This window comes from Pedobacter sp. R-06, from assembly GCF_049913135.1.
Taxonomy (GTDB): Bacteria; Bacteroidota; Bacteroidia; order Sphingobacteriales; family Sphingobacteriaceae; genus Pedobacter.
This window is the reverse complement of sequence record NZ_CP183977.1, coordinates 3,031,117-3,043,889: the sequence shown is the minus strand read 5'-3', so window position 1 is coordinate 3,043,889 and position 12,773 is coordinate 3,031,117. Positions and strand designations below refer to the sequence as shown.

Annotated in this window: 10 protein-coding genes; 7 read left to right on the top strand and 3 right to left on the bottom strand. The window is 36.6% G+C overall.

The window, feature by feature from the left end; all coding sequences use genetic code 11:
* The first annotated feature begins 2 nt into the window (after positions 1 to 2).
* The 3 genes from ACN9MR_RS12445 (at position 3) to ACN9MR_RS12435 (ending at position 7,234) form a co-directional block, all read left to right on the top strand.
* Complete coding sequence (locus ACN9MR_RS12445; protein ID WP_426329989.1) at positions 3 to 908, top strand: SdiA-regulated domain-containing protein; 906 nt, start codon at positions 3 to 5, stop codon at positions 906 to 908.
* A 156-nt stretch (positions 909 to 1,064) separates the two neighbouring features.
* A complete protein-coding gene (locus ACN9MR_RS12440; protein WP_426329988.1) occupies positions 1,065 to 4,667 on the top strand; it encodes a BamA/TamA family outer membrane protein in 3,603 nt (1,200 codons plus the stop codon).
* Positions 4,668 to 4,807: 140 nt separating this feature from the next.
* Positions 4,808 to 7,234 carry a GAF domain-containing protein gene (locus tag ACN9MR_RS12435; RefSeq protein ID WP_426329987.1) on the top strand — a complete coding sequence of 809 codons (2,427 nt, stop codon included), beginning with the start codon at positions 4,808 to 4,810 and terminating at the stop codon, positions 7,232 to 7,234.
* Positions 7,235 to 7,448: 214 nt separating this feature from the next.
* On the opposite strand, the gene ACN9MR_RS12430 is transcribed toward ACN9MR_RS12435, so the two are convergent.
* On the bottom strand, positions 7,449 to 8,051 hold the full coding sequence (locus tag ACN9MR_RS12430; RefSeq protein ID WP_426329986.1) for a GIN domain-containing protein: 603 nt from the start codon (positions 8,049 to 8,051) through the stop codon (positions 7,449 to 7,451).
* A 270-nt stretch (positions 8,052 to 8,321) separates the two neighbouring features.
* On the opposite strand from ACN9MR_RS12430, the gene ACN9MR_RS12425 reads away from it, so the two are divergent.
* Positions 8,322 to 8,678, top strand: a complete 357-nt coding sequence (locus tag ACN9MR_RS12425; protein ID WP_426329985.1) for a response regulator — start codon at positions 8,322 to 8,324, stop codon at positions 8,676 to 8,678.
* Between the two features lie 100 nt (positions 8,679 to 8,778).
* Here ACN9MR_RS12425 and ACN9MR_RS12420 read toward each other — a convergent pair whose 3' ends face one another.
* Together ACN9MR_RS12420 and ACN9MR_RS12415 are read right to left on the bottom strand one after the other, a co-directional pair.
* On the bottom strand, positions 8,779 to 10,080 hold the full coding sequence (locus ACN9MR_RS12420; RefSeq protein WP_426329984.1) for an ABC1 kinase family protein: 1,302 nt from the start codon (positions 10,078 to 10,080) through the stop codon (positions 8,779 to 8,781).
* A 7-nt stretch (positions 10,081 to 10,087) separates the two neighbouring features.
* Positions 10,088 to 10,741: a TetR family transcriptional regulator C-terminal domain-containing protein gene (locus tag ACN9MR_RS12415; protein ID WP_426329983.1), complete on the bottom strand. Its 654-nt coding sequence runs from the start codon at positions 10,739 to 10,741 to the stop codon at positions 10,088 to 10,090.
* A 223-nt stretch (positions 10,742 to 10,964) separates the two neighbouring features.
* On the opposite strand from ACN9MR_RS12415, the gene ACN9MR_RS12410 reads away from it, so the two are divergent.
* The 3 genes from ACN9MR_RS12410 to ACN9MR_RS12400 all read left to right on the top strand — a co-directional run bounded on the left by ACN9MR_RS12410 (position 10,965) and on the right by ACN9MR_RS12400 (position 12,696).
* The gene (locus tag ACN9MR_RS12410; RefSeq protein WP_426329982.1) at positions 10,965 to 11,819 is read left to right on the top strand and encodes an HD domain-containing protein; all 855 of its coding nucleotides are present in this window, start codon (positions 10,965 to 10,967) and stop codon (positions 11,817 to 11,819) included.
* Between the two features lie 466 nt (positions 11,820 to 12,285).
* Positions 12,286 to 12,426, top strand: coding sequence for a Sec-independent protein translocase subunit TatA/TatB (locus ACN9MR_RS12405; RefSeq protein ID WP_426329981.1), 141 nt, complete (start codon positions 12,286 to 12,288; stop codon positions 12,424 to 12,426).
* 57 nt (positions 12,427 to 12,483) lie between these two features.
* The gene (locus ACN9MR_RS12400) at positions 12,484 to 12,696 is read left to right on the top strand and encodes a hypothetical protein (protein ID WP_426329980.1); all 213 of its coding nucleotides are present in this window, start codon (positions 12,484 to 12,486) and stop codon (positions 12,694 to 12,696) included.
* The last annotated feature ends 77 nt before the right edge of the window (positions 12,697 to 12,773 follow it).

Below are 12,773 nucleotides of genomic sequence, written 5' to 3'. Positions count from 1 at the left end.
TTATGAAATACAATAAAACTTTCCTAGCCTCTAGCTTGCTAATTTCAGTTGCCTTTTTGGGCATTTCGTGCGTAAATGGTAATCGTGATGATAAAAAAAGTGATTCTACAGAAACCGTTTCAACAGGAGGAGCAGAAAAATCAAACCTTCCTTACGATTTAGCAAATCCTGTAAAATATAACATGCCGCAAAATTTATTCGAAATTTCTGGAATTGTATTTCATAATGGTGATCCTAAAGAAGTATTTGCAATTCAGGACGAAGACGGCGATTTGTTTCATCTTGGTTTAACCGATAAAGAATCGAAATTTACCAAATTTGGTGGCAAAGGTGATTATGAAGATCTGGCTATCTTAAATAATACTGTAATTGTGCTAAAAAGTAATGGCGAACTGCATAGCTTTCCTATTAGCGAGATCAATAAACCAGAAGTTGCAGATGTGGTTAAAACCAAAGACCTGGTGCCCAAAGCCGAATATGAAGGATTGGCTGCTGACGAAAAAACAGGACAGGTATATGTGTTAACTAAAGAAATTAAGAAAAATAAAAGCGCTCAGACGGATATTTATGCCTTTAAATATGCTGATGGTAAATTTACCGCAACTGGAACCTTTGGTTTGTCTTATAAAGAAATAGCTGACTTATCTGGCGATGCCAAAATTAAGTTCCGCCCTTCTGCCTTGGCTAAAAACCCATCAACTAACGAGTGGTACGTGCTTTCATCAGTGAATAAACTATTGGTAGTTACCGATGCAAACTTTAAAATAAAAGCGACCTATCCTCTAAAAGGAGATTTTTTTAACCAACCAGAAGGTATTGCATTTGATCGCGATAACAACCTTTATATTTCTAACGAGGGTGGTACTTTATCGGCAGGAAACATTTTAATGTTTAAATTGAAAAAGTAAATTCTGGTATCATTAGGCAGTCGTCATCCTGAACTTGTTTCAGGATCTTTCCTGTTATAGATGCTGAAATAAATTCAGCATGACGGCGCGATGGGAAAATTCTCCAAGAAATAAAATAAATTTTAAAATAACTACCTTTATACAAACGCTTAGTCTATGATTAAAAGATTTACCCTTTTTACCATCTTATTTTTAATCAACTTCATTGCCTTTGCGCAAGATGATGTAAAATATCGTGTAATTCTTTTTGGCGATGCAGGCGAGATGAATCCAGCGCAGATGCAGGATTTAAAAAACGCGGCCAAACAAATACTTCCTAAAAAAACAACGGTTGTATATCTTGGTGATAATATTTATCCAACCGGAATGGGCCTGCCAGGCAGTGTAGAAGAAGAGGAAACCAAAAAGATCTTACGCTCACAGTTTGAGCCTATGCGTAAAATGGGGGCTGCGGTTTATTTTGTTCCCGGCAACCACGATTGGGATAAATCTGGCCCTAAAGGTTTGGCCAAAATCAAAGCGCAAGATGATTTCCTTAAAGCACAGAACGATCCATTACTGCGGTTAATACCAGAAAACGGGTGCCCTGATCCTGTCGCGATTAAATTAACGGATAAATTAACCATCATTGCTTACGATAGCGAATGGTGGGTTTTTCCATACAATAAATCGAATCCTAACGGCGAATGCGAATGCAGGACAAAAGATGAGGTTTTGGTCAAAATGGAACAGTTACTCGAAGAGAACAAAGACAAGGTTATTCTATTGGCTTCGCACCATCCATTTCAGAGTTACGGGCCACATGGAGGTTATTTCAACTTAAGGAACCATATTTTTCCTTTAACATCGCTGGATAAAAATTTATATATCCCTTTGCCTGTTTTAGGTTCTGTTTATCCGTTATTGCGTTCAACCTTGTTGAGCCCCGAAGATTTAAACCATCCGGCCTATAAGGATATGATTAAATCAGTAACCGGTGTATTCGGCGATTATCCAAATGTAACTTATGTTGCCGGGCATGAACACGGCCTGCAGTTAATCAAAGGAAAACAACTGCAGATTATTAGTGGATCTGGTTCAAAAGTATCGCCAAATAAAGAGGGAAAAACATCTTTATTTCACGAAATGCAGCAAGGTTATGTGGTTGCCGATCAGTTGAAAAACAACGATATGCGCTACGAATATTATATTTATTCAGATACGAGCGTTAAAAGAGTTTATAGTTACATTAAAAAGTTCGAAAGCATCCCTCAAATAGTAAGAAACAGAGATAAACCGATTACCGCGGATAGTATTTATGTACGTGTTAAACCCGAATATGACAGCGTTGGCCGTTTTCACCGTGCTATTTTTGGCGAAAATTACCGTAAAGAATATGCAGCAAGAACAAAAGTTCCTGTGTTACGTGTTTCTCAAATGATGGGTGGATTAAAAGCAACACAACGCGGTGGAGGCAATCAATCGCGTTCTTTACGTTTAGAGGATAAAAACGGTAAAGAATATGTATTGCGCAGCGTGGAGAAATACCCTGAAGTACTTTTGCCTGCAGCATTGCGTGAAACCTTTGCTAAAGATATTATAAAGGATAACATGTCGGCACAACACCCGTTTTCGGCACTGGTGGTACCTGAGTTGGCTAAGGCCGGGGGGATCGCACATAGCAACCCGATTATTGGCTGGGTTTCTCCTGATGACAACTTGGGCGAATTTGAATCGGCATTTGCCAATACTTTGTGTTTGTTCGAAGAAAGAGAACCAACAGGAGAATCAGACAGTTCTCCGAAAATGGATAAAAAACTAACTGATGATAACGATAATAGATTAGACGGGCCTGCCTGGGTAAAAGCCAGGGCGTTTGATGTGTTATTAGGCGATTGGGACAGACATGAAGACCAATGGCGTTGGAAAGAAACCAAAACTAAAGATGGTTCGCTTTATTCGCCGGTGCCAAGAGATCGTGATCAGGTATTTTTCAGATCTGACGGCCTTTTACAGCGTTACGCACAATCTTCGTCATTATTACCCATGATGCAGGGTTATGAGCGTGGTATAAAAGATATCAATTGGTTTTTATGGGAAGGAAGAGAAATCAGTAGCCGTTGGACCGCCAATATTGATGAAAAGGAGTTTGATAAAATTGTGAAAGATTTTTGCGCAAATTATAACGATGCCGTTTTCGAAAAAGCACTAAAAAAACTTCCTGAACCAAGTTACTCATTACATCACGATGCCTTTTTGGCACAGATGCGTAACAGGATAGCCACTTTGCCAAAGTTAATGAATCAGTATTATCATTTCTTTAACCGGGTTGTAGATATTGAGGTGACCAATAAAAATGAACTGATTCAGATTACAGATGCAGAAAACGATGGGTTACGCGTAAAAATCAATAAAATTTCTAAAGAGGGTAATATCAAAGATGAACTCTTCGATCGGAAATTCGATCCCAAAGTAACCAAAGAAATCAGGGTGTACATGCACAATGGTAACGACAGCTTGATCCTGAACAATAAAAACTCGAGTATTAAATTACGGATTATCGGTGGCAAGGGTACTAAAGTTTACGATTTTGCAAATAGCAACGGATCTGTAAAGTTGTATGGTAGAACCGATAAGGCAACCTACAATGGAGCGGATGCCAATAAAATCAGGAAAATTATTTCTAATGATACCTCGAACTTCAGTTACATACCAAAAGATATGTACCGCCGTAATTCGTGGCTGTTAAATGCAGGCTACAATCAAGATGATGGCCTTTTATTAGGCTTGATCTACAAACAAACCAATCCTGGTTTCAGAAAACAACCTTATGGCAATTCGCAGACCATTTCTTTCTTACATTCATTCTCTACGAAAGCTTTTAGGTTTAATTATAAAGGCGAGTGGTTAAAAGCTTTAGGTAAGGGCGATTTTGTGTTAAAGGCCGATGCTTTCGCGCCAAATAACACACAGAATTTCTTTGGCTTGGGCAACGAAACGCCTTTCAACGATGGAGACAACATTAGGTATTACCGTGCACGTTTCAACCTTTATCAGGTTGATGCTTCAATCAGGTGGCGCCGTCCGAAATCTACCTTTAGCGTCGGTCCGTCATATCAATATTATAAATATAATCAGGAAGATAACGATGGACGTTTTATTGAAAATCCATCACTCTTACATTCATCTGATTCGATAACGGTACGTAACGAAAAAATGTTTGCAGGTGCATTTGTAAATTTTACCAACAATACCCGCGATAATGATTTGTTACCAACATTGGGCAGTTATGTTGACTTCAAACTTTTGGGTTACAAAGGCGTTAATAAATACTCAAATTCTTATGGACAGTTTACGGCAAGTATAGCCTTGTACAAAAACCTTGATGGCAGAAAAAACTTCATTTTGGCCGATCGTTTTGGTGGAGGAGTAACCATTGGTAAACCAGCTTTTTATCAGGCCTTATATCTGGGCGGGCAAGGAAATCTTTTAGGGTACCGCCAGTTTAGGTTTGCCGGCGAACATACTTTTTATAACAACTTAGAGCTTAGGGCCAAACTTGGCGATCTGGTTAGTTACGTTCTGCCCGGACAAATTGGCTTATTGGGTTTTTATGATGTAGGCAGGGTTTGGAAACGTGACGAAACTTCTACATTATGGCACCACGGCGTAGGAGGGGGTGTTTATTTCGCTCCGGCATCACTTACAGTTGTGCGTTTTGTAATGGGCCACTCATCTGATGGCTGGTATCCATATGTATCGCTTAATTTTAGGTACTAAATTTGTGTAACATATTAATAGATGTAATATCCAAGTATTACGTTCAGCAGACGAACATTGCTTTAATGAGTATGTATCTTTGCAATGAATTAGTAATTAAATAGATAACTATAAATTTTACACTATAGCAAACTTATACAATGAATACCAATGTAATACAGATACATAAAAACGAATGTATACATTGCCAGGTAGAATCATCTCTGTCTTTCCGCCCCCTTGTGGAGTATTTAAAAGGCAGATTGAAAACAGAAAAATCGGTAAAATCTGAATTTTACAGGTTTTTACTTCAAAAAATTGAAAAAGACGATGTGCTGCTTGGCAACATCAGTGCCGAAGAATTATCCCAATATAAAGATACTTTAGAATTGATTTTTACCATTCTAACCCCTTTAATGGATAATGAAGACGATTTATTTTGGGCTTTAAGTACCCCAATTCCAGATCAGATTTTCTTTAGCACCAATGCATTCTATAAATTTTTTAAGGATCATGATCCTAAAAATAAGGTAACCAAAGACAACGAGCCTGTTGAGAAAAAACAACTTAAGTTTATCTACAATGTTATTTTAGGCCGTTTTTATAATTTTACCTCGGTACTGAAGAATGAGATCATTTATGCCCATATTAATCAGGAAACAAAACTGACACAATATTACAATATCCAAACGGATACGAAGTTTGTTGATATTATGCATAAGGGTGATTTGCCTGAGCTTAATTTTGAAGAACTAGGCAAGCATTTTCAAGACGAAACCGAACTGGAATACCTGGTAAAGCACCTGCCTTTACAAAATTTTCACTTTGAAGGATTCAGCATTATCTCCATAACAGATGTGACTTTGCAACATGCTATTGATGGTATCAGGGATGCATTGGTTAATCACAATTATCAAACCGAAGCCTATACGCATGTAATCCACGCTTTAAAAACACTTAGCGGAAACGGAAAACTCGAATTTGGCTTAATGCCTTTTTTAACCGTTAACAATAAGCTCGTTTTCGATAACCAGGAGTTTTCGCAAAGTATGCTGATTAATTCGGCAAAATCATCCAATCTTGAAGAAGAGGTTTTTTATTCGTTGGTTGATAAATATAAAGAAAACCCAAGGTCAATTTTTGTAAGCTCAATCAATGACGATCAGATCGATAAAGATCCTTTTTTAAGGGTTTTAAAAGCTGCCGGTGTTTGTTCTTATTCGGTATTACCTGTGTATTACAATACCCAGTTGGCTGGCGTTTTAGAAGTTTATTCGAGTGAGGAAGTATTGGTTGATGATAAACTATTATCGAGGTTACGTCCGGCGATGCCTTTAATCGGTCAGCTCTTCCAATACAGTATCGAAGAATTTGATGCTAAAATGGACGAAGTGCTGATGGATAAGTTTACTGCTCTACAACCGTCGGTACAATGGAAGTTTAACGAGGCTGTTTGGCACTTTCTTCAGCAAAATAACAGTTATCATAAATTAAAGGAAATCGAAACGATTACCTTTAAACATATGTATCCGCTATTTGGGGCAATTGATATCCGGAATTCTACCATAGAGCGTAATAAAGCTTTAAAAGATGATATGGAAGTACAGTTAAACAGTTTAATTGACACTTTAAAAGCCATCCGTAAGCATGTCTCTTTAGAACTTACCGATAAACTATTATTCAATTGTAAAGACTGGATTAAACGCATCGGCGATTTTGCTTCATCAAATGAAGAGAATAAACTGAATGAGTTTTTAGAAATGGAAGTTTACCCTTTCTTATCAATTATAAAAGGGAACTACCCGATAACAGCTGAGTTTGTAGATCGTTATTTTGAAGTTATTGTTCCAGAAACCGGTGCTGCATTTGCAAATCGCAGGCAGCTGGAAGTTTCGATGCAGCTGATCAATACCGAAGTGAGTCAGTATCTGGAGAAATCGCAGGCTAATTTACAGGCTTCATACCCTTGTTATTTTGCCAAATTTAGAACTGATGGAGTGGAGTACGATATTTACATCGGACAGGAAATTGCACCAGATCGGCCATTTGATTTGTTGTACCTTAAAAATATCCGTTTATGGCAATTAACCTCAATGGTCGATATTGCGCGTTTATCGAAAGGATTAATTGGAGAAATGCCCCGTGCATTAGAAACCACACAGCTGATCTTTATTCACTCTAATGCAATTGATATTAGCTTTAGGAACGACGAACGCCGTTTTGATGTAGAAGGTGCTTATAATATCCGTTACGAAGTAGTTAAAAAACGTATTGATAAAGTATTAGTTAAAGGTACAACCGAACGTTTAACGCAGCCCCATAAAATTGCAATGGTTTATTTCAATCCTGAAGAAGCCAAAGAATATATGGAGTACATTAAATATATGCAGGTTCAAGGATATTTAAATGATGATTTAGAGCAGCTTGAACTAGATGAACTTCAAGGTGTTTCTGGTTTAAAAGCTTTAAGGGTAGGGGTAAAATATCAGGAAAGTAAAGTAGCAGGCAAAACAGATGCTGCTAAAAAACTTAAACCTAAAGAGATCAAATCCATTGAGAAGGAAATCGCGAAAGTGCTACAGCACTAATAGTTGTCATCGTTAGTGAAAACCCTGAAATGGATTAAGGGTGACGCTACAAGTTAAATCCTCTGGTTTGATACCAGGGGATTTTTAATGAAGATTCTTCGTTGCCTTTTCAAAGATTGAAATTAAACTGAAGAAGTTTATACTATATCATGTTCAAAAACAAAAGGCTTTCTGATCAGATCAGAAAGCCTTGTTTCATTTGTGTGTTTTATAATTATTTGATTGCAGCAATTTCTTTTTCAATTGCAAAAATTTCTACAGAGCTGATGTTGGTTTTTAAAGCAGCAAATTTATCGATGGTTAATTTTTGAGATTTACCCATTACTAAAGTATGTTGATCAGTAGAACCGCTTAATTTTAAGTCTGCCTGATCAGCAATTACGGTATATAAACCTTCTGAACTGGTATTGATTTCGGCATGTGCATTTCCTTTTAAAAAGATCTGAAGATATTTTGTTCTTAGTTTTCCTTCAGTTTTAACAACTGCATTTTCCGATGCTTCAATTCTGTAAAAATCGTTTACATAAACAGTTAGTTTTGCTTTGTCGGTACTAATTGAAGTGATTTTTAAATTGTCACCATCCTGCATCACTTTTGCTGTTCCTGTATTATCATCAGTATAAGAAATGCCTGGGTTACTCCGCTGGATAATGGTTACTTCTACATTTCCTTTTACAGAAATTCTTTTAAAAGCCGATATTTTTAAAATTGCATCTGGCTCTTTTTCTGCTGCAGAAACATTTGTAGTAAATACAGCTGATGATAAAACGATTGCTGTTAATGAAGTGGCGATTAGGGTTTTGATTGAGGTTTTCATAATATTTTTATTTAATAATTAAATGTTAATTAATTGTTATTTAAATGTTTAAGTCTTTATATTGTGGTTTTGTAGATAAGACGCAGTGAAATGAAAAACGTTGCAGGCAATGTTGCATTTTTATACAATCGATAGGTAATACTCGACGAACAGGCATTAATTCAAGACGAAAACCTGAAACTTTTACCAAGCATTTGTAAAATATTTTAAGATCTTTTATTGATCTAGTCTTTTTCTTTATATTTAATGAGAATTTTAGTCTGTTTATTTATGAAGAAAAAGGTTGTGCTTGTTCAGGATAATAAAGATATCCTTGATATAATGGACCATGTATTGGAAGAGGAGGGATTTGATGTTACGGCATCATTAACAACCGAGCCTATAGATAAAATAGACCAAATTGAACCCGATGTGGTGATTGTTGATGATCACATTAAGGGTAAAAAGAGTGGATCACAGGTGATTAAAGAACTTAAATCTGACCCTGAAACAGAAGATGTATCGGCCGTGTTAACTTCAACATCAAATAACTTACCACAACAGGCTGAAGAATGCAAAGCTGATGATTATATCGAAAAACCGTTTGATATCGATCACATGGTTGAAGTGGTAAAGAAAAACAGCTAGATTTTATCGAAATGACGACCTTCGGGAGCGAAATCTATAAGTTGCATTATTTATGGTTTTAACCTATAGATTTCTCGACTGCGCTCAAAATGACGACTCTCTACCTAATGTGAGGCTTAAACGTATCTGTTTTAACCGTTGCTTTTAATTCATGTAAAATCGTATACAGTCCAAAATTAGTCCGGTTAACATAAATAAAATGTTTCACGCCACGTGCCTGTTTAAATTCAGGCATTTTTGAGATTTTCTCGCCATACATATACAATTGCTCAAAAAAATCTGGTTTGCTAAAGTCGAATGATTCACTGGTATAGGGTTTGGCGAACAGACTGATCATCTCCCTATACGATTTATAGTAAAACTCAATCTGCTCAGGAGAATCGTCGGCATGGATCATATCCAGTTTTCTAAATGCATCTATCGTTTTATTTTTATCATGAATTACATCAGTAGAAATTAAGGCGAAAAACGGGTAATAGAAATCATCTGGCATTTCTTTTATGCATCCAAAATCAATTACTCCAAGGTTTTCATTTGGTGTAATCATAAAATTTCCGGGATGCGGATCTGCGTGTACAGCCCTGAGTTCATGTTGTTGAAAATTATAGAAATCCCACAGCGCCTGTCCGATTTTATTGCGTAGCTCCTGAGAAGGATCCGTTTGTAAAAATTCTTTTAAATGCAAACCATCAATCCAGTCCATGGTAATGATCCGTTTTCCGGATAATGCGGGGTAATATTTCGGAAAGACCACATGATCGAGATTTTTGCAGGCTTCTGAAAATTCGATAGAACGTTTAACTTCCAGTTCGTAATCTGTTTCTTCGAGCAAACGTTCTTCCACTTCCTTAATATAGATATTCAGTTCCTTTTCCGACATGCCCAATAAACGGAAGGCGAAAGGTTTTACCAGTTTTAAATCAGAAGAAATACTATCGCCCACACCTGGATATTGAATTTTAATGGCTAACTTCTTGCCATTAAGCATTGCCTGGTGTACCTGCCCGATAGAAGCTGCATTGCTGGAGCTTAGGTTAAAACTATCGAAAATATTTTCAGGCGTTTTACCGAAGTTTTTGGTGAAAGTCCGGACAATTAACGGACCCGAAAGGGGTGGGGCATTATATTGCGATTGGGTAAACTTATCGACGTAAGATTTTGGCAGGATATTCTTATCCATACTTAACATCTGGGCAATTTTTAAGGCGCTTCCTTTTAATTCGCTCAATGATTTATAAATGTCGGTTGCATTATCCTCGTTAAGCTGCTCGCGGTCCATTTCTGGATTAAACAGTTTTTTGGAGTAATGTTTAATGTAATTGCCCCCGATCTGAATACCGGTTTTAACAAATTTTGCCGAACGCTCTACCTTTGTGGTTGGAATACTTTTTTGTGTCTTCATCTGGTATTTAAAACCTCATCTTTTCTGCAAACTTTCCATTCCTGGATAAAAACTTTCCGTATTCTAATAAATTATCAATTGGCGAATGCTGAAAAAGATCGAAAGTTACATTGATGCCTTTTTCGATGGCCTCATCGCTTTTTTCGAAACCTTCACTATCATCGTTGATCCAGAAATTAACAATAAAGGCAAACTGGATCCATAAGGCGTCCTTATATCTTTTGCTTAGAAAACGGCGTTCAGCAAGTTCACCACTATCTAAACCCTCTTCAATAATTTCTTGCGCAAAGTTTTCGAAAATAGGTTTTACGCCAGCCAGTACATCTGGAGTAGAAAATTTACCACGGTGATTCTTTAAACTGTAAATCACAAAACTGCGTTCGTTCTTCAGGTTTTCCAGGTAACTGTAAAAGAAAGAAAGCATTTTTTCTCTGGCCGTATACTGGGGCCAAACTTCCTGCTCTTTAATTTTGTTAATGGTTTCGAAAGTAAGTTCGAACCAGATTGTTTTTTCAATGCTTTCAAAAGATGAGAAAAACTGATAAAAATCGGCCTCGGAAATTTTAAGCTTTTTCACAAAAACATAAACCGATTTTGGTTTTTCATTGTTTGTTAAAACATAATCTAAATATGCTTTTCTAATTTGCTGAGCAGTTGCCATATACCTGTTTTTACAAGTATAACGTTTAATTTATGCGCTTGTTTTTGCTGCTGGTTTTTTGTTGATCATAAAATTGTAATAATAGCTTTCAGAATATTTGAAAGTTAATTTTCGACTAATTATTTTAGTTTTTAGAAATTTTAATGTTGATAATTTTTTACCTTTAGACTAAAATAATTAGTATTTTTGTGTCTGATTATTCCTTTTAACTAAATAAAGCAACATGATCCAGGTAAATGATTTTTTATATGGCAAAATGGAACTGCCAATGGTATTTTCTGATCTGTTAGATACTGATGCTTTAAAAAGGTTAAGTGGGGTTCATCAAAGTGGTGCTATATTTTTAGTCAATCCAGATATTTGCCACTCGCGTTTGGAGCATGCCATAGGTGTTACTATGCTGATCAGGATGCTTGGTGGTTCAGAATTGGAGCAAATTGCCGGATTGCTGCACGATATTTCGCATACCGCTTTTTCTCATGTGGGCGATTATGTTTTCGACAATACGGATGAAGATTATCATGAAAAGGTTTTTGCCGAAGTTTTATGCAGATCGGAAGTGCCTGATGTGCTGTTAAATTATGGATATAATGTTAACCAGATATTGTATGGTACCTTTGAAATTTTAGAACAGCCATTGCCAGCGCTCTGTGCCGATCGTTTAGATTATACTTTGCGTGATGGTATTCATGGGGGGGTAATTTCGCGTCAGCGCGCCCGCGAATTTTTGACTTCCATTGTTTTGAAAGATGGAAAGATAGCAGTGAATGCAGAAGCGGAAGTAGCCTGGATTAATGAAGCTTTTGAAAAACTGAATAATGAAGTGTTTAAACTGCCGCTTCACCTTTACGCCAACGGCAAAATGGCCGAGCTGATTAAAAAATTTCTGAATAAAGGAATATTGATTGAAAGCGATATGTTTAAAACAGATACCATGCTGCTAAACAAAATCAGAACTTCTTATGAAGGATATCAAGCCATTAAATCGATCAAACAATTAAAAGGTTTCGCCGAATTTATGCGCCATGGAGCGGTGCCTAAAATCAAAACAAGGACTTTAAATGCTTTGTTGGTTTAAGTGTTTAGGGGTTGATGTTTTGCGTCGATTATCTTCTTATTTTCGTACTCCTGAATCAAAAACCAATGGTTATCAATTAATGAACTAATTTACGATCGAAATACAGAAATTGAGGATTATGATTTGTTGCATCATCCTAAGGAATAGATTTTTGTATAAAAAATCGATATAAATAACATAGAAATTCAAAGAGATAATTCCTCAAGATTTCATCATTTCGAGCGGAGTGCAACGCCGTTGAGAACCACGAAGTGCTCAGCGAAGCTAAATCTGCCAAGATAGATCTCTCTCCCGAAAATTCGGGACTGCGCTCCAGTCGAGATGACGATGCTTTTTATTGAAAGTCTGTCAATGGTAACTTGTTTCAAGGGCTTCTTACTATAACGAGAATAAAACCAATTGCTAATTGAACCAATCAACCAAACCGTTTCAGAAGAATTAACGTATATTGTGGAAATATAAAGATATGTCTGCAATAGAAATTATTTTAATAGGAGTGGTTATCCTGCTTATTTTTGGTGGTAAAAAATTGCCAGAATTAATGAAGGGGATAGGGAGAAGTGTGAAAGAATTTAAGGATGCCAAAGATGAACCTCCGGTAAAATAATTGCAACACACAAAACTTTCTGTTAATGGCGCTGTTATAACTAAAATAAACGCCAATATGGAAAATAAAAAAGAAGATCTGGCTAAATCAAAATCCGATTTTACTGCAGAAAATGCAAAACACCCTGAAAAGGGATTAAATGATTGGAACGACCGCTTAGATGAAAACCTGGAGCCTGAAAATCATGACGATAGTGTTGCAGATGAGAAAGCTAAAGACTTCTCCGCAAAGTACGGTAGCGGCGATCAGTCCGATCAAGGTAATAACTGAATATTCATCATATAGCCACTTTTAATAGGTGGCTTTTTTGTTTTGCCTGCTAGTGTATTCATTATTTCCAGTTCGAT

Coding starts and splice junctions, on each gene's coding strand:
- ACN9MR_RS12415 (WP_426329983.1), bottom strand. CDS start 10,741: ATGGCAACTGCTCAGCAAATTAGAAAAGCATATTTAGATTATGTTTTA.
- ACN9MR_RS12410 (WP_426329982.1), top strand. CDS start 10,965: ATGATCCAGGTAAATGATTTTTTATATGGCAAAATGGAACTGCCAATG.
- ACN9MR_RS12420 (WP_426329984.1), bottom strand. CDS start 10,080: ATGAAGACACAAAAAAGTATTCCAACCACAAAGGTAGAGCGTTCGGCA.
- ACN9MR_RS12405 (WP_426329981.1), top strand. CDS start 12,286: ATGTCTGCAATAGAAATTATTTTAATAGGAGTGGTTATCCTGCTTATT.
- ACN9MR_RS12425 (WP_426329985.1), top strand. CDS start 8,322: ATGAAGAAAAAGGTTGTGCTTGTTCAGGATAATAAAGATATCCTTGAT.
- ACN9MR_RS12445 (WP_426329989.1), top strand. CDS start 3: ATGAAATACAATAAAACTTTCCTAGCCTCTAGCTTGCTAATTTCAGTT.
- ACN9MR_RS12440 (WP_426329988.1), top strand. CDS start 1,065: ATGATTAAAAGATTTACCCTTTTTACCATCTTATTTTTAATCAACTTC.
- ACN9MR_RS12400 (WP_426329980.1), top strand. CDS start 12,484: ATGGAAAATAAAAAAGAAGATCTGGCTAAATCAAAATCCGATTTTACT.
- ACN9MR_RS12435 (WP_426329987.1), top strand. CDS start 4,808: ATGAATACCAATGTAATACAGATACATAAAAACGAATGTATACATTGC.
- ACN9MR_RS12430 (WP_426329986.1), bottom strand. CDS start 8,051: ATGAAAACCTCAATCAAAACCCTAATCGCCACTTCATTAACAGCAATC.